This is a genomic window from Mesorhizobium captivum (assembly GCF_033977165.1).
In the GTDB taxonomy this organism is placed as follows: Bacteria; Pseudomonadota; Alphaproteobacteria; order Rhizobiales; family Rhizobiaceae; genus Mesorhizobium; species Mesorhizobium captivum.
Window position 1 is genome coordinate 1 of record NZ_JAVIJB010000014.1, and the last position, 15,547, is coordinate 15,547.

At 64.4% G+C, this 15,547-nt stretch carries 14 protein-coding genes; 5 read left to right on the top strand and 9 right to left on the bottom strand.

Annotated elements, in window-relative coordinates:
- Positions 1 to 239, top strand: a 239-nt coding sequence (locus RFM40_RS14020) for a transposase (protein ID WP_320277700.1), incomplete at its 5' end; no start/stop codon positions are given.
- Positions 240 to 394: 155 nt separating this feature from the next.
- Here the strand turns inward: RFM40_RS14020 and RFM40_RS14025 are convergent.
- The 4 genes from RFM40_RS14025 to RFM40_RS14040 form a co-directional block, all read right to left on the bottom strand.
- The gene (locus tag RFM40_RS14025; RefSeq protein ID WP_320224989.1) at positions 395 to 1,654 is read right to left on the bottom strand and encodes a glycerate kinase type-2 family protein; all 1,260 of its coding nucleotides are present in this window, start codon (positions 1,652 to 1,654) and stop codon (positions 395 to 397) included.
- Positions 1,651 to 2,154: a heme-degrading domain-containing protein gene (locus RFM40_RS14030; RefSeq protein ID WP_320224990.1), complete on the bottom strand. Its 504-nt coding sequence runs from the start codon at positions 2,152 to 2,154 to the stop codon at positions 1,651 to 1,653. The genes RFM40_RS14025 and RFM40_RS14030 overlap by 4 nt, the downstream gene beginning before the upstream one ends.
- A 74-nt stretch (positions 2,155 to 2,228) precedes the next feature.
- Entirely contained in the window at positions 2,229 to 3,542 is a 1,314-nt protein-coding gene (gene guaD, locus RFM40_RS14035; RefSeq protein WP_320224991.1) for a guanine deaminase, read from the bottom strand.
- Positions 3,543 to 3,544: 2 nt separating this feature from the next.
- Complete coding sequence (locus RFM40_RS14040; RefSeq protein ID WP_320224992.1) at positions 3,545 to 4,771, bottom strand: urate hydroxylase PuuD; 1,227 nt, start codon at positions 4,769 to 4,771, stop codon at positions 3,545 to 3,547.
- Between the two features lie 151 nt (positions 4,772 to 4,922).
- On the opposite strand from RFM40_RS14040, the gene RFM40_RS14045 reads away from it, so the two are divergent.
- From RFM40_RS14045 to RFM40_RS14055, 3 genes are all read left to right on the top strand, one after another.
- Complete coding sequence (locus RFM40_RS14045) at positions 4,923 to 5,843, top strand: LysR family transcriptional regulator (RefSeq protein WP_320224993.1); 921 nt, start codon at positions 4,923 to 4,925, stop codon at positions 5,841 to 5,843.
- Between the two features lie 413 nt (positions 5,844 to 6,256).
- On the top strand, positions 6,257 to 7,237 hold the full coding sequence (locus RFM40_RS14050) for an LLM class flavin-dependent oxidoreductase (RefSeq protein WP_430691670.1): 981 nt from the start codon (positions 6,257 to 6,259) through the stop codon (positions 7,235 to 7,237).
- Entirely contained in the window at positions 7,234 to 8,484 is a 1,251-nt protein-coding gene (locus RFM40_RS14055) for an LLM class flavin-dependent oxidoreductase (RefSeq protein ID WP_320224996.1), read from the top strand. The genes RFM40_RS14050 and RFM40_RS14055 overlap by 4 nt, the downstream gene beginning before the upstream one ends.
- A gap of 3 nt (positions 8,485 to 8,487) precedes the next feature.
- On the opposite strand, the gene RFM40_RS14060 is transcribed toward RFM40_RS14055, so the two are convergent.
- Positions 8,488 to 9,324, bottom strand: a complete 837-nt coding sequence (locus RFM40_RS14060; protein ID WP_320224997.1) for a PhzF family phenazine biosynthesis protein — start codon at positions 9,322 to 9,324, stop codon at positions 8,488 to 8,490.
- 225 nt (positions 9,325 to 9,549) lie between these two features.
- Between RFM40_RS14060 and dps the strand changes: the two genes are divergently transcribed.
- Positions 9,550 to 10,038, top strand: coding sequence for a DNA starvation/stationary phase protection protein Dps (gene dps / locus RFM40_RS14065; protein ID WP_320224999.1), 489 nt, complete (start codon positions 9,550 to 9,552; stop codon positions 10,036 to 10,038).
- Between the two features lie 30 nt (positions 10,039 to 10,068).
- On the opposite strand, the gene xdhC is transcribed toward dps, so the two are convergent.
- The 4 genes from xdhC to uraH all read right to left on the bottom strand — a co-directional run bounded on the left by xdhC (position 10,069) and on the right by uraH (position 15,400).
- The gene (gene xdhC / locus RFM40_RS14070; protein ID WP_320225234.1) at positions 10,069 to 11,070 is read right to left on the bottom strand and encodes a xanthine dehydrogenase accessory protein XdhC; all 1,002 of its coding nucleotides are present in this window, start codon (positions 11,068 to 11,070) and stop codon (positions 10,069 to 10,071) included.
- Between the two features lie 113 nt (positions 11,071 to 11,183).
- Positions 11,184 to 13,547, bottom strand: a complete 2,364-nt coding sequence (xdhB, locus tag RFM40_RS14075) for a xanthine dehydrogenase molybdopterin binding subunit (RefSeq protein WP_320277701.1) — start codon at positions 13,545 to 13,547, stop codon at positions 11,184 to 11,186.
- Positions 13,547 to 15,022: a xanthine dehydrogenase small subunit gene (gene xdhA, locus RFM40_RS14080; protein ID WP_320277702.1), complete on the bottom strand. Its 1,476-nt coding sequence runs from the start codon at positions 15,020 to 15,022 to the stop codon at positions 13,547 to 13,549. Before xdhA ends, xdhB begins: the two co-directional genes overlap by 1 nt.
- Positions 15,023 to 15,025: 3 nt before the next feature.
- Positions 15,026 to 15,400 (bottom strand): hydroxyisourate hydrolase, encoded by a 375-nt coding sequence (gene uraH, locus RFM40_RS14085; RefSeq protein WP_320225004.1) that lies wholly within the window; start codon positions 15,398 to 15,400, stop codon positions 15,026 to 15,028.
- Between the last annotated feature and the right edge of the window lie 147 nt (positions 15,401 to 15,547).

Genomic DNA, 15,547 nt, shown 5'->3' on the forward strand with positions numbered 1-15,547 from the left:
TCGACAACAAGAGCGGCAAGCTCAACCGCAGGAGCCAGATCCAGGGCGGGCGATCGCGCGTGCGCCGTGCCCTCTACATGGCGGCGCTGAGTGCCATTCGAACCTGTGACCGCTTCAAAAAATTCTACACCGACCTTGCCGCCCGCTCGGGCTCCAAGAAACTCGCCATCATCGCCGTCGCAAGGAAGCTCCTGGTCGTCCTCAACGCCATCATCAGGAACAAAACCGCATTCGCATGAACACAGTTGCCTTGCCGTTACTTCCACGCGTTGCAACGGTGCAGAATTCTGCTCCGCTGCACCCCTTCGCCCGAGGTCACGGCATGGATCCCAGGGTCTACGCGCGTCGCTTCGCTCCTTGCTCCGCCCTGGGATGACGACCTTCGAGGCCCGCTCTACCTGACCAGAATTGCTCTCAGATCATTCACATTCGTCCCGGTCGGTCCCGGCACGAACAAATCGCCGACAGCGTTGAAGGCCGTCCAGGTATTGTTGCCGGCGAGCATCGCCTTGGCATCGACGCCCGCGGCGCGCATGCGCGACACCGTCGAGCCGTCGGCGAAGGCGCCGGCATTGTCCTCCGAGCCGTCGATACCGTCGGTGTCGGCGGCTAAAGCATGGATCCCGTTTATGCCATCGATACCGATGGCGAAGGCGAGCAGGAATTCCGAGTTGCGGCCACCCTTGCCTTTTGCCCGCAGCGTCACCGTCGTCTCGCCGCCCGACAAGATCAGCATCGGTTTCTCGAAGGGCCGGTTGCGGGTCGCCACCTCGCGCGCGATAGCGGCATGGACGCCGCCGACCTCGCGCGCCTCGCCTTCGATCGAATCCGACAGGATGACGGCCCCGATGCCTTGCCGCTTAGCTTCGGCCGCCGCGGCTTCCAGCGAGACGCCGGCCGAGGCGATCAGGTGCACTTCATTGCCGGCAAAGCGCGGATCGTCCGGACGCGGCGCGTCGGCGGCCGGCGAATTGATGTGCGCCATCACGGCGGCCGGCAGCTTCATGCCATAGGCGGCGATCGAAGCCAGCGCATCCGCGCGGCTGCCGGTGTCGGGAACGGTCGGCCCCGAGGCGACGAGCGCCGGATTGTCGCCGGGGATGTCCGAGACGACCAGCGACACGACCCTGGCCGGATGGGCGGCGGCGGCCAGGCGTCCGCCCTTGATGGTCGAGACATGCTTGCGGATGGTGTTCATCGCCGCGATCGGCGCGCCAGAGGCAAGCAACGCCTCGTTGACGGCGATCTCGTCGGCTAAAGTCAGGCCAGCGGCCGGAGAGGGCAACAGCGCCGAGCCGCCGCCGGAAATCAGCGCCACGACGAGATCGTCCGATGTCAACCCTTGCACCTTCTCCAGCAGCCGGCGTGAGGCCTCGAGGCCGGCCGCATCCGGCACCGGGTGCGCCGCTTCGATGATCTCGATGCGCTCGCATTTGGCGCCATAGCCATAGCGGGTGACGACCAGCCCGTCGATCGGCCCGTCCCAGACTTTTTCAAAGGCGGCCGCCATCTGCGCCGAGCCTTTTCCCGCGCCGATGACGATGGTTCGGCCTTTAGGTTTCGCCGGCAAATGATTTTGGATCGTCTTTTCCGGATCGGCGGCGGCGACGGCCGCGTTGAAGATCGCGGTAAGGAAGGCTTTGGAATCGGTCATTTTTCCTCTGGCGGCAGCGCCAATTGTTTCCGATCAGCGCCGAGATAGGCACAGAGCGCATCGACCACGACGCCGTGGTCCTGGCGCTCCGGCAGGCCCGAGACGGCGAGCACACCAATGACGCCGGCGCCCCTCACCGTGACGGGAAAGCCGCCGCCGGCCAGTACATAATCGGCAATGTCCAACCCCTCGCCGACCTTGAAGGCGCGGTCAGGGCGCTGCTGCTCCAGCACCATGCGGTAGGTGCTTCTGAGATAACGCTTGACGACGTTGATCTTGCGCCGCGCCCAGTCGGGATTTGAGGCGTTGGAGCCAGGCATCGCGGCATAGAAGAGCGGCCGGTCGAAAGTCCTGATGTCGACGATGATCGGCAGGTCTTCCTTCAGCGCCCGGTCCCGTATCGCCGAGCCGATCTCGAAGGCCACGGCCTCGTCGAAGGCCGGGAAGACCAGCGTGGCTTCCTGTTTCTTGATCAGAGCGATGTCGTCGGCGGCAGCCATGGCGTTCCCCTGTCAACTGTCGACGCACGCTTTGGCCGATGGCTGACGCGGGGTCAAGCGAAGAGCGCATTAATCTATGCGACGATCGCGCTCTTCGCCGGCCGGCCCGCGACATAGACCTCGCGCACGGCGCGATCGTCGCCCAGCGTCTGCAGCAGGAAGAGCTCTTCCGCCAGCGTCTCCACCGTCTCCATCCTCAGCCGCATCGCCGGTGTGGCGTGAGCGTCGAGCACGACGATGTCGGCGTCGGTGCCTTCGTCGAGCGTACCGACCTTGTCGGCCACCGACAGCGCCTCGGCATTGCCGCGCGTCAACTGCCAGTAGGACTGGAACGGGTTCAGCTTCTCGCCGTTCAGCGCGACCACCTTGTAGCCCTCGTCCATGGTGCGCAGCATCGAATAGCTGGTGCCGCCGCCGACATCGGTCGCCGCGGCAATTCGGAGCGGCTTCTCGCGCCGGCGGTAGCGCTGGTAGTCGAACAGGCCGGAGCCGAGGAAGAGGTTGGAGGTCGGGCAGAACACCGCGACCGAGCCCGACTGCGACAGCGCATCCGCTTCACGTTCCGACAGATGGATGCAGTGCCCGAACAGGCTCTTCCTGCCCAGCAGGCCGTAATGCTCGTAGACGTCGGTGTAGTCGCGCGACCAGGGATAAAGCTCCTGGGTGAAGGCGATCTCGGCGTGGTTCTCCGACAGATGCGTCTGCATATGGAGATCGGGATGTTCGCGGCATAGCGCGCCGGCCATTTCCATCTGCTCGGGCGAGGAGGTGATGGCGAAACGCGGCGTGATGGCATAGAGCTGGCGGCCCTTGCCGTGCCATTCGGCAATCAGCGCCTTGGTGTCGTCATAACCGGTCTGTGGCGTGTCGAGCACGCCGTCGGGCGCGTTGCGGTCCATCATCACCTTGCCGGCGATGTTGAGCATGTTGCGGTCATGCGACTCGGCGAAGAAGGCCTCGGCCGAGGATTTGTGCACCGAGCAATAGGCGACGACCGTCGTCGTGCCCTGGCGCAGCATTTCGTCCAGGAACAGCCGCGCGATGCGGCGGCCGTGCTGGGCGTTCTGGAATTTCGACTCCTCCGGAAAAGTGTATTTGTTCAGCCAGTCGAGCAGCTCGGCGCCGTAGGACGCGATGATCTGCATCTGCGGAACATGCACATGGGCGTCGAGGAAGCCAGGCAGGATGAGATGGGGGCGATGGTCGATCGTCTCGACCCCGGCCCCGGCTTTCTTCGCGACCTCGGCATAAGGACCGGCGGCAATGATCTTGCCGCCGTCGATCAGCAGCCCGCCATCCTCCTCGTAGCGCCAGGCGGAATGGTCGTCTATCGCTTCGGGCCAGCGCAGGAAGGAGAGCGTGCGGCCGCGCAGGAGCTTTGATGTCATGCTTACTTTCCGGCGCCTTCGAACCAGGCCACCAAAAGGGCCCGTTCCTGGTCGGTTATCTGGGTGACGTTGGCGGGCGGCATGGCATGCGCCCGGCCGGCCTGCAGATAGATCTCGCGGGCATTCTCGGCGATGCGTGCGTCGGTGTCGAGCATCACGCCCTTCGGCGCGTGGTATATGCCCTCATAGACGGGTTCCTCAGTGTGGCACATCGAGCAGCGGCCGAGCACGGTGTCGCGCACGGCCGGGAAATGCGCCGAAGCCATATAGATCTGGGCCGCGGCGGATGCGGCGGAGGTCTTCGGCTCGCCGGTCAGCACCTTCGGCACGGTCGACAGCCAGATGATGATCATGAACAGCAGGGCGGCGCCGAGCCAGGTCCAGGTCGGGTTGCCCTTCCTTGCATGCACGGTGTTGAAATAGTGCCGGATCAGCACGCCGATGATGAAGACCAGCGAAGCGATGACCCAGTTGAACTGAGTGCCGAACGCCAGCGGATAGTGGTTCGACAGCATCAGGAACAGCACCGGCAAGGTCAGGTAGTTGTTGTGCAGCGAGCGCTGCTTGGCGATCTTGCCGTATTTTGGATCCGGCTTGCGGCCGGCGATCAGGTCGGCGACGACGATCTTCTGGTTGGGGATGATGACCATGAAGACGTTGGCCGACATGATCGTGGCGGTGATGGCGCCGAGATGAAGGAAGGCGGCGCGGCCGGTGAAGAGGTGGGTCAGCCCCCAGGCGATGAAGACCAGCACGCAGTAGAGCACCAGCATCAGGCCGGTGTCGCTTTTGCCGAGCGGCGAGCGGCAGAGCAGGTCATAGACGATCCAGCCGACGCCGATGGTGGCCAGCGACAGCAGGATGCCGACCGGCACCGAGATGTTGAGCACGTTGGGGTCGATCAGGAACAGGTCGGCGCCGGCGTAGTAGACCACGCAGAGCATGGCGAAGCCCGACAGCCAGGTGGCGTAGGATTCCCATTTGAACCAGGTCAGGTGCTCCGGCATTTCGGCCGGCGCCACCAGATATTTCTGGATATGGTAGAAGCCGCCGCCATGCACCTGCCATTCCTCACCGAAAGCGCCGGCAGGCAGGCCGGGACGCTGGCGCAGGCCGAGATCGAGGGCGACGAAATAGAAGGACGAGCCGATCCAGGCGATGCCGGTGATGACATGCAGCCAGCGGACCGCAAAGCTCAGCCAGTCCCAGAAAATTGCAAAATCCGTCATCGAGTCGCCCCTGGGAAATCGTCCCTGCCGATCAGGCGACTTTACGGTCTGGAGCGCAAACGAAAAGAGGCGAGGCGCGCGATGACTTTCAAAAAAAAATGGAAAATACTAGGGTCGCCCCACGCAGCCGTTTGAGAGCCACGAAAGCCGCATGGCCTATCTCGACAACATCGCCGTCTTCGTCCGCGTCGTCGAGCTCGGCAACCTGTCGGCGGCAGGCCGCGACATGCGCATTTCGCCGGCGGTCGCCTCCAACCGCATCAAGGAGCTGGAGAAGCATCTCGGTGTGCGGCTGTTCAACCGCACGACAAGGCAATTGATGCCGACCGAGCACGGCACGGTATTCTACACCGGCGCCAAGCAGGTGCTGGACGCGATCACCGACGCGGAAGCCGCGGTGGCGGCACTTTCCGGCCAGCCGCGCGGCACGATCAAGGTGACGGCGCCGCTCGGGCTCGGCCGGCGGCTGATCGCCTCCGGCATTCCGGATTTTCATGACAAATACCCCGACATCGAGGTGCGGCTCAGGCTCTCCGATCACAATGTCGATATCATGAAGGAAGGCATCGACGTCGCCTTCCGCCTTGGCATCATCGAGGATTCGAGTCTCAGGATGCGCGGCATCATGGAATGCGAGCGGGTGCTGGTGGCGGCGCCGAAATATCTCGAAGCGCGCGGCGAGCCGGTCGAGCCGCAGGAGCTTGTCGGCAAGAAGCATGACTGCCTGATGCTGCGCTACGCCGGCACACGCGAATTCGTCTGGACGCTGCAGACGCCGACCGGTGTTCAGAAACTCGAAGTGCACGGGCCTTACGACACCGACGACGGCGACGTGCTGACCGGCTGGGCGCTCTCGGGCCGCGGTATCATCAACAAGCCGCGTTTCGAAGTGGAACCCTTCATCCGCGACCAGCGGCTGAAAGTGATCCTGGCCAAGACGCCGCCGACGCCGGTGCAATTTGCCGCCGTTTATCCGCACAAGAAGCTGCAGGACCCGAAGGTGCGGCTGCTGCTCGACTTCATGGCCGAGCGCTGCCAGCGGCTGATCAAGGATATTCTTGCCGGCAAGTAGGCTAGTTTTGCTTCGGGATTGGCCGAAGCCTCCGTCACGTCGTCATCCACGGGCGGAGCGACGCGAAGCGGAGCGCAGACCCGAGGATCCATTCCGTAACCTTCGCCGAAGGGCGCAGCGGAGCAGAATTCTGCACCGTCGCAACGCTTCGAAGTCACGGAATGGATTCTATGGTCTGCGCCGCGTCGCTTCGCTCCTTGCTCCGCCATAGAATGACGACGCGATGGGCGTTCAGGCTAATCGCCGAAGTATGTGGCCGCCAACGCAACATTCCGCCGTCAAGACCTCTACCATGAGGCATGCGACGGCTGGCCGGCAAGTGGCAGCCTGGTGGCCCACTCGATCCCGTTGCCTTGCGCGAAGGCGGGCCTAGGTTGGTAGCCAGAACGGCTGCCGATTTTCTGGGCAGCCGAATGGGCCGCACAATGCATCTTGCCGTTTCGCTCGACATCGCTGCCGCCATAGGGCAGACCGTGCTGACATTCGCGGAGATCGCCGGCTTTGTGCGGAAGGCGGAAGCGGCCGGTGCCGACATGGTCGTCATCACCGACTCGTTGGCAAGCGGCGAGCCGTCGACCAGCCCATTCGAAGCCACCACGCTCCTTGCCGCGCTGGCCACCGTAACGGAGAGGATAGGCCTCGTGGCCAGCGCCTCGACACTCGCGCATCAGCCTTACAATCTGGCGCGCCGTTTTGCTTCTCTCGACGTCATCAGCCACGGCCGTATCGGCTGGAATGCTACGCTGGCGCAGAACCCGCGCGAGGCAGCGAATTTCAGCCGGCCCCAAGGCATTGCCGACGACGATTTCCGCCGCCGCGCTCAAGAATTCATCGGCATCGTGCAAGGCCTGTGGCGAGGCTGGGACGCGGACGCCCTGTTGTTCGACAAGGCCGGCGGCCGGTTCCACGATCCGGAAAAGATGCATCTGCTCGACCACAACGGCGAGTTCTTCTCGGTGCGCGGGCCGCTGAATGTCGCTCGTTCGCCGCAGGATGCGCCGGCGCTGGTCATGTCGCGACTGGCGGAGGCCGACCGGGATTTTGCCGCCCGCGTCGCCGACGTCATCCTGCTTGATGAGCAATCGTCAGAGAGCGCGAAGTCTTCCTATGACGATCTCAAGCACCGGGCGCTTGCCGCCGGCCGCAAGCCGGATGTCATGAAGGTGCTGATGACGGTCGCCGCGCCCGAGCTTGCGGCCGACAGGCTGGACGACTGGTTCGGCTCGGAAAACTGCGACGGCCTCAATCTTGCTTTGCCGGCTGATCTTTCGGTTATCGACGACTTTGCCGATCGCCTGCTGCCGGAGCTGCAGCGTCGCGACCTGGCTCGATCCGCCCATGCCGGGACAACGCTGCGCGAGCATCTCGGGCTTGGCGCGGGAGGCGACAAATGAGCGCCCGCCAGATGAAGCTCGGCCTGTTCCTGTGGGCGACCGGCCACCACATCGCCGCCTGGCGTCATCCGGATGCGCATGTCACGGCCGGGATCGACATCGACCATTACATCCAACTGGCCCGCACCGCGGAAGCGGCGAAGTTCGACATGATCTTCTGCGAGGACGCCGCCGGCCTGCGCGAGGCCAATATCAACATCGCCAGCCAGACCTCGCGCTCGATCGGCTTCGAGCCGATCAGCCTGCTTTCGGCACTCGCCGTGCGGACCGAGCGCATTGGCCTCGTCTCGACAGCATCGACAAGCTACAACGAGCCCTACGGACTGGCGCGGGCCTTCGCCTCGCTCGACAATCTGAGCGGCGGCCGGGCCGGCTGGAACCTCGTGACCTCGGCCAGCCCCATCGAGGCCGCGAATTTCGGCGCGACGGGTCTCAGGCCGCATGCGGATCGCTACGAACGCGCCCGCGAATTCGCCACCGTCGTCACCGGTCTATGGCACCACAGGTCGGGCGGCCATGACGGCCGGAGCTTTTCGGTGCGCGATCCGCTCGACCTACCGCCCTCGCCGCAGGGCGCGCCGGTGATGGTACAGGCCGGCGCCTCCGATGACGGCAAGGACCTTGCCGCGCGGACTGCCGATGTCGTGTTCTCTGCGGCGCAGACATTCGAGGAGGCCAAGGCTTTCTATGACGACCTCAAGGGACGGCTGGCCGCCTATGGCCGCCAGCCGGACGACCTTAAGATTATGCCCGGCGTGGCGCCGATCGCTGCGGCAACGAAGGCCGAGGCCCAGGCAAAATACGATGCGCTGCAGGAACTGATCCCCGACGATGTCGGCGTCGCGCTGCTTTCCAGTTATCTCAGCATCTCCGACCTCTGGCGCTATCCTATCGACGGACCGTTGGCCGAATTGCCGGAGAGCCAAGGCATGAAAAGCCGTCAGGCGCTGGTCATCGAACAGGCGCGCCGCGACGGTCTCTCGATCCGTGAGCTCGCGCGCTATTTTGCCGGCGCGCGCGGCCATTGGCGCGTCGTCGGCACCGCCGAGCAGATAGCCGACGAATTGCAAGCGCGGTTCGAAGGCGGCGCGGCCGACGGCTTTAATGTGATGCCGTCATGGTTTCCAGGTGAGTTGGACGCCTTCGCGACACTGGTCGTGCCGGAACTGCAGCGGCGCGGCCTGTTCCGCAAGGACTATGAGGGCCGCACGCTGCGCGATCATCTCGGCCTCAAGCGGCCAACCTGAAGCTCAGACAGCGTCCATCAGCCGGGCCGTCCCTGACACCCTGATCGAGCTGCCCGGCGTCGGCGGAATGTCGGCATGGAGCCGCGAGCGAATGCCCATGTCCTCGCCCTGGACGATGTCGATCGCGCCGCCATGCGGCCAGCCGAGGTCGCGCAGATAGCCGGCAAAGGCAGCGGTCGCAGCGCCCGTCGCCGGATCCTCGTAGACGCCGCCGGAGGCGAACGGATTGCGCGTATGGAAGAGGCGCGGCGTCTCGGCATAGGCGAGCAGGATGGTGATCAGCCCTTCGCGCCGCATCAGGGCCTGGCCCTGCTTGAAGTCATAGGCCATCGCGGCAAGCGCGTCGCGTGCCTTCAGCGCCAGCACGAAATGGTCGGAGCCGCCATGGATCAGTGCCGGAGGAATGGCTGGATCGAGATCGCCAGCCGCGTAACCGAACAACGCCAGCATTTCGGCGACAAGTCCTGACGGCGCCGGCTTGCTACGCGTCGGTGGCGACTGCAGCGCGGCGACAATATTGGAGCCGTCGCGGAATCCTTCGACTGTTATCCCGGCCTGATTGAGGGCCAGCGTGAAAATCCCGTCGCCGAACCGCCGGACCAGCCCGGCGCCGAGCGCGATCGTGGCATGGCCGCAGAAGGGAACTTCGGATTCCGGCGAAAAGTAGCGGACGCGCCACCCGTCACCCTCCGGCGCGGCGAAGGCGGTTTCCGAGAAGCCGACTTCGGCAGCGATGCGCCGCATGTCGGCCGCATCGGGCAAGACGTCGCGGATCACCACGCCGGCCGGATTGCCGCCGCTGTTCCCGTCCGAAAATGCCGCAATACGCAATACGTCCATGTCGCTCGCTCGCTCGTGTTCGTCAGGCGCGCAGAAAACACGTTCCGGACCGGTTTGGGAAACGAAGAAAGCGACGAGCAGCTGTGAGCGTCGGTCATATCTCAGGCTCTCGGGTGGAGCGCGGAACGAAACGCGCCCCCTGCCGTTTTGGCGATTGGCGGCCGTGTGCAGGCTGCCTTCAGTCCTCAGCCTTCACCAATCGACGCAGCGCGACAGGAGCCGACCATGGACGCCATCGTCACCAAGAACGATCTCAAATCCGATGCCAAGAAGGAATCGATCGATCTTCTCAACGCCAGGCTTGCCGACGCCATCGACCTGGCGCTGATCACCAAGCAGGCGCACTGGAACGTCAAGGGACCGCAATTCATCGCCATCCACGAGATGCTGGATGAGTTCCGCGAGGAGATCGACGGCCATGTCGACATCATTGCCGAGCGCGCCGCGCAGCTCGGCGGCACCGCGCATGGCACCTCGCAGGAGGTGGCAAGGGCGACCAAGCTGAAGCCCTATCCGACCGACATCCACAAGACCAAGGATCATCTGGCAGCGCTGATCGATCGCTATGCCACGGCCGCCAAACTGACCCGCGAAGCGATCGACGACGCGGCAGATGTGGGCGATGCCGACACCGCCGACATTTTCACCGCCTATTCGCGTTCGCTCGACAAATTGCTGTGGTTCCTCGAAGCGCACATGCAGGAAAAAGAATAGTCTTTTCCCGTATATATGGCCGGCTTGGCTTCAGCCGGCCATCACCCTTTCGCCGGTTTTCGAACCGGACATTTCTGCCGCATGCGACACCAGCGCCGTCAAGATCTCGGCGGCGGCGAGCGCTGCGATCACCGGCGGTCGCTTGTCCTTCACCGCATTGCCGCCGATCGGTGAGACGAGGCGGTTGAACTCGGCCTCTCTGCCGTCGGCGGACTTCAGGAACCAGTTCTTGAAAGTCGCCTTCTTGGTCTTGGAGCCGATCATGCCGACATAAGCGGCATCGTCGCGCTTCAACGCCTCGGCGACGATCAGGAAATCCAGCGCATGGTCGTGGGTGAGGATGGCGAAGGCCGATCTCGCCGGCGCCTCGCGAACGACGCTTTCGGGCATTGGCGTCAAAATCGTCTCGACCGTCTCTGGCATTCCCTCCAGCGCATCCGCCCGCGTCTCGACGACAACGGCATGGATCGGCAGGAGCGCCAGCGTGGCGGCCAGCGCCTGGCCGACATGGCCGCCGCCGAAGACATAGACATGCGGCAGTTGCGCCTCCTCGGCCTCGGCCTTGCGGATCAGCTCTTGTTCAAGTGAGGCGTCGACTGGGCGGATCAGCACCTCGACGCGACCACCGCAGCACTGGCCGATTTCCGGCCCAAGCGGAACGTCGAGTGTGGCGCAGACCTCGTCGACCTCGATGCGGGCTTCCCTCCCCCTTGAGGGGAGGGTGGCAGCGGAGCCGACAGAAGGGGTCGTCGCGGCAGTGCGCGGCGCTTTTGCGGTGCTTCCTGAGAGGACCCCCCCTGGCCGCTTCGCGGCCATCTCCCCCTCAAGGGAGGAGATGAGCTGCCGCGCCTTGTCGATGGCCATAAATTCGAGCTGGCCGCCGCCGATGGTGCCGAAAATCGCCGATGCGGAGACGAGCATGAAGGCGCCGGCCTCGCGCGGCGTCGAGCCTTTCGTCGCCGCGACCTCGACCAGCGCGACCCGGCCGGTCTGGCCGAGAAACGCCTTCAGGCTTTGCACTTTCGAGTCCATCGTCTGCATTTTGCTTGTTTGGCGCATGATCCTTTCCGAAATCGACGTCGATTTCGGGGTCATGCGCTGCCGAATATAGAGTTTTTCGGCCCGAATTGCACGTTTTGGCCTGTTCAGGCCGGCTTTGCGGCTTCCCGCTTCAGCCTTTCTATGGCCATCAGCACCCGTTCCGGCGTCGCCGGGGCGTCGAGGCGCGGACAGATCTTGTGCTCCGCGACGCTCGCGACCGCGTCGGACAGCGCATGCAGCACCGACATGCCGTGCGGCAGCGGCGGCTCGCCGACCGCCTTGGAACGATGGATGGTCGGCTCATAGGCCGACGACCAGTCGGTCAGCTTGACGTTAAAAATCTTTGGACGATCGGAAGCGAGCGGGATCTTGTAGGTCGACGGCGCATGGGTGCGCAGCCGGCCGCTATCGTCCCACCAAAGCTCCTCCGTCGTCAGCCAGCCCATGCCCTGGATGAAGCCGCCCTCGACCTGGCCGAGGTCGATCGCCCGGTTCAGCGAGCGGCCGGCATCGTGCAGGATGTCGGTGCGCTCGACGACATATTCGCCGGTGAGCGTATCGACCGAAACCTCCGAGCAGGCCGCGCCATAGGCGTAATAGTAGAAGGCGTGGCCGCGACCCTTGCTGCGGTCCCAGTGGATCTTCGGCGTCTTGTAGAAACCGGCCGCCGAGAGCTGCACACGGGCGATATAGGCCTGCTTGACCAGGTCATTGAAGGCGACTTCCTGATTGCCGACACGCACGCGGTTGGGCAGGAACACCACCTGGTCGAGCGGCACCTGGTATTTTTCCGCCGCGAAATCGGTCAGCCGCTTGCGGATCTGGCGGGCGGAATCCTGCGCTGCCATGCCGTTGAGGTCGGCGCCGGAGGACGCGGCCGTCGGCGAGGTGTTCGGCACCTTGGCCGTGGTCGTCGCGGTGATCTTCACCCGGTCGAGATCGATCTGGAATTCCTCGGCGACGACCTGCGCCACCTTGAGATGCAGGCCCTGCCCCATCTCGGTGCCGCCATGGTTCATGTGCACCGAGCCGTCGGCATAGACATGCACCAGCGCGCCGGCCTGGTTGGCCTCGGTCTTGGTGAAGGAGATGCCGAATTTGACCGGGGTCATCGCCAGGCCGCGCTTGATGAAGCGGCTGTTGTTGTTGAACGCGCTGATCTCGCGCCGCCGCCGCGCATAGTTCGCGCTTTCCTCCAGCTCCGCGACGATGCGGTGGATGATGTTGTCCTCGACCTTCTGGTGATAGGGCGTGAAGCAGCGCTCGCCGATGGCGTCCATCGGGTCGTAGAAATTGAGCTTGCGGATCTCGAGCGGGTCCTTGCCGACCGCGAAGGCCACTTCGTCGATGACGCGCTCGGCGCCGACCATGCCCTGCGGGCCGCCAAAGCCGCGGAAGGCGGTGTTGGAGACGGTGTTGGTGTAGAGCGGCGCCGACTTGGCGTGCACCGCCGGATAGAAATAGGCGTTGTCGCAATGGAACAGCGCGCGATCGCCGACCGGCCCCGACAGGTCTGCGGAAAAGCCGCAGCGAAGCGCATAGGTGAAGTCGACGCCGAGTATGTTGCCCGCGTCGTCGAAGCCGACTTCATAGTCGATGGCGAAATCGTGCCGCTTGCCGGTGGCGGTCATGTCCTCATCGCGGTCGAGCCTGATTTTCACCGCGCGCTTGAGCTTCTTGGCGGCGATGGCGGCGATCGCCGCGCTCTGGTTGGCCTGCGTTTCCTTGCCGCCGAAGCCGCCGCCCATGCGGCGCACCTCCACCGTGACGGCATGGCTCGGCACGCCGAGCGCGTGCGCGACAAGATGCTGCGTCTCGCTCGGCCCTTGCGTCGAGCAATAGACGATCACCTCGTCGTCCTCGCCGGGGATCGCCAGCGAGACCTGTCCCTCGAGATAGAAATGGTCCTGGCCGCCGAGCCACATACGGTTCTTGATGCGACGTGGCGCTGCGGCAATCGCCGCGGCCGCATCGCCGCGCTTCAGGACAAGCGGCGTGGTGACCTGCTTGTCGTTGACCGGATCGAGATCCCAAATGTCGATCACGGCCGGAAGCTCGTCATATTCGATCCTGGCCAGGCGCGCCGCGCGGCGCGCTTCCTCGCGGGTGTTGGCAACCACAGCGAAGATCGGCTGGCCGTAAAATTGCACCTTGCTTTCGGCGAGCACCGGGTCGTCATGCATGTTGCTCGGCGAAACATCGTTCTCGCCGGGCACGTCGGCATAAGTCAGCACGTCAACCACGCCCGGTGCAGTGCGTACGGCCGACAGGTCAACGCTCTTTAAAATGCCATGCGCAATCTTCGAAAGGCCTAGCCCGATATGCAGCGTGCCGGCCGGCTCCGGCATGTCGTCGATATAGACGGCGGCGCCGCTGACATGCTTGTGCGCGGAATCGTGCCGCTGCTCGGTGGCGACACCGCCGACGATCTTCTCTGCCTTGAGGTTGGGAGTGGCGTGCTTGTTCATCAGGCAGCCTCGTTGCGCGACACTTGGAACGGCGCCATCGTTCCCGTGGTTTCGACGTAGAAGCGCAGCAAAAGGTTCTTGGCCGCCAGCGCCCGGTATTCGGCGGTCGCCCGCATGTCGGTGATCGGCGTGAATTCGCTGGCATATTCGGCCATCGCGGCCTCGACCGTCGCTTCGCTCCAGGCCTTGCCGATGAGGGCCTTTTCGACCGCAGCGGCGCGCTTCGGCGTCGCCGCCATGCCGCCATAGGCGATGCGGATATCGGCAACGGTGCCGTCCTTGGCCAAGGTCAGATAGAATGCGCCGAGGGTCGCGGTGATGTCCTCGTCACGGCGCTTGGTGACCTTGTAGACGGCAAATTTTGTTCCCTCTGCCGGCACCGGCACATGCACCGCCTCGACGAATTCGCCAGGCTGGCGATCCTGCTTGCCATAGGCGATGAAGAAGGTCTCGAGCGGGATGGTGCGCCGCGTGTCGCCCTTGCGCAGCGTCAGCTGCGCGCCGAGCGCGATCATCGGCGGCGGCGTGTCGCCGATCGGCGAGCCGTTGGCGACGTTGCCGCCGATGGTGCCCATGTTGCGCACCTGCTCGCCGCCGAGACGGTCGACCAGCGGTCCCAAAGCCGGGATGCGCCTGGACAGCGTCTCGAAGGCCTCCGTGTAGGTGACGCCGGCGCCGATGGTGATCACGCCGTCTTTCTCCGACATCGTGCGCAGGCCATCGAGACCGCCGATGAAGATCGCCGGCGAAATGCCGCGCATATGCTTGGTGACCCAGAGGCCGACATCGGTCGAGCCGGCAACGATGGTGGCGCCCGGCTCCTTTTCGAGGATGTCGGCGAAATCGTCGACACCGGCCGGCACGATTAGCCTGTTCTTGCCCGAACCGACCTCGACCCTGGCGCCGTCGCGCAGCGCTTCCAGCCGCGCGGTGACGTCCTTGCGTTCCACCGCCAACGGATCCTTCGCCGCCTTGCCGTAGCTCGATATGGCGCGGGCGGCGCGCATGATCGCCTCGTAGCCGGTGCAGCGGCAGAGATTGCCTTGCAGCGCCTTTTCGATCGCTGCATCGGAGGGGTTGGGCGTCCTCATCCAGAGCGCGTAGAGCGACATGATGAAGCCCGGCGTGCAGAAGCCGCATTGCGAGCCGTGGAAATCGACCATCGCTTGCTGCACGGGGTGCAGTTTTTCGCCGTTACTGCGCAGATGCTCGACGGTGACGACATGAGTGCCGTCGAGCGAGCCCATGAAGCGGATGCAGGCGTTGACGCTTTCGTAGACCAGTCCGTCGGCCGAGAGCTTGCCGACCAGCACCGTGCAGGCGCCGCAATCGCCCTCGGCGCAGCCTTCCTTGGTGCCGCGCAGCGAGCGGTTGAGCCTGAGCCAGTCGAGCAGCGTCGCATCGGGCGCGACGTCATTCAGCGCTACGTCGGCGCCGTTCAGGATGAAGCGTATCTCGTTGCGGGTCTTGGTCATGTCTCAGCTCCCGCGATAGGTCGAGTAGCCGTAGGGCGAAATCAAGAGCGGCACGTGATAATGACACTCCTCCGCCATGCCGAAGCGGATCGGCACGATATCGAGGAACGCCGGCTGCGGCAGGCTGATGCCTTGGCCGCGCAGATAGTCGCCAGCGGCGAAGACCAGTTCATATTCGCCGGTGCGGAACTCAGCGCCGGCAAGCAGCGGCGCGTCGCAGCGGCCGTCATCGTTGGTGGCGACGGTCTTCAAATGCGTGCGGTTCTGGCGCTCGATACGGAAAAGCTCGATCGAGAGGCCTTTTGCCGGCCTGCCGGTCGCGGTATCGAGCACATGGGTCGTCAGACGCCCGCCATCGGCTTTCGACGTTTCTGCCACTGCCGCCTCCCATTCCCGGTACAGTCGAACGTTTTCAGGTCAATTGTGCGCCAATTAAAGGCGATGCATAAGTCCCGGTCGAGCGGAGTGCGGCAAAAAGCACTTTCAAAAATTTTCGGGGGAATGCTGGGGCACTCCTTTCGATAT

What these genes read in the sequence shown, in the direction of transcription:
- RFM40_RS14025 (WP_320224989.1), bottom strand. Translation starts at nt 1,654, where the DNA reads ATGACCGATTCCAAAGCCTTCCTTACCGCGATCTTCAACGCGGCCGTC.
- RFM40_RS14030 (WP_320224990.1), bottom strand. Translation starts at nt 2,154, where the DNA reads ATGGCTGCCGCCGACGACATCGCTCTGATCAAGAAACAGGAAGCCACG.
- guaD (WP_320224991.1), bottom strand. Translation starts at nt 3,542, where the DNA reads ATGACATCAAAGCTCCTGCGCGGCCGCACGCTCTCCTTCCTGCGCTGG.
- RFM40_RS14040 (WP_320224992.1), bottom strand. Translation starts at nt 4,771, where the DNA reads ATGACGGATTTTGCAATTTTCTGGGACTGGCTGAGCTTTGCGGTCCGC.
- RFM40_RS14045 (WP_320224993.1), top strand. Translation starts at nt 4,923, where the DNA reads ATGGCCTATCTCGACAACATCGCCGTCTTCGTCCGCGTCGTCGAGCTC.
- RFM40_RS14050 (WP_430691670.1), top strand. Translation starts at nt 6,257, where the DNA reads ATGGGCCGCACAATGCATCTTGCCGTTTCGCTCGACATCGCTGCCGCC.
- RFM40_RS14055 (WP_320224996.1), top strand. Translation starts at nt 7,234, where the DNA reads ATGAGCGCCCGCCAGATGAAGCTCGGCCTGTTCCTGTGGGCGACCGGC.
- RFM40_RS14060 (WP_320224997.1), bottom strand. Translation starts at nt 9,324, where the DNA reads ATGGACGTATTGCGTATTGCGGCATTTTCGGACGGGAACAGCGGCGGC.
- dps (WP_320224999.1), top strand. Translation starts at nt 9,550, where the DNA reads ATGGACGCCATCGTCACCAAGAACGATCTCAAATCCGATGCCAAGAAG.
- xdhC (WP_320225234.1), bottom strand. Translation starts at nt 11,070, where the DNA reads ATGGACTCGAAAGTGCAAAGCCTGAAGGCGTTTCTCGGCCAGACCGGC.
- xdhB (WP_320277701.1), bottom strand. Translation starts at nt 13,547, where the DNA reads ATGAACAAGCACGCCACTCCCAACCTCAAGGCAGAGAAGATCGTCGGC.
- xdhA (WP_320277702.1), bottom strand. Translation starts at nt 15,022, where the DNA reads ATGACCAAGACCCGCAACGAGATACGCTTCATCCTGAACGGCGCCGAC.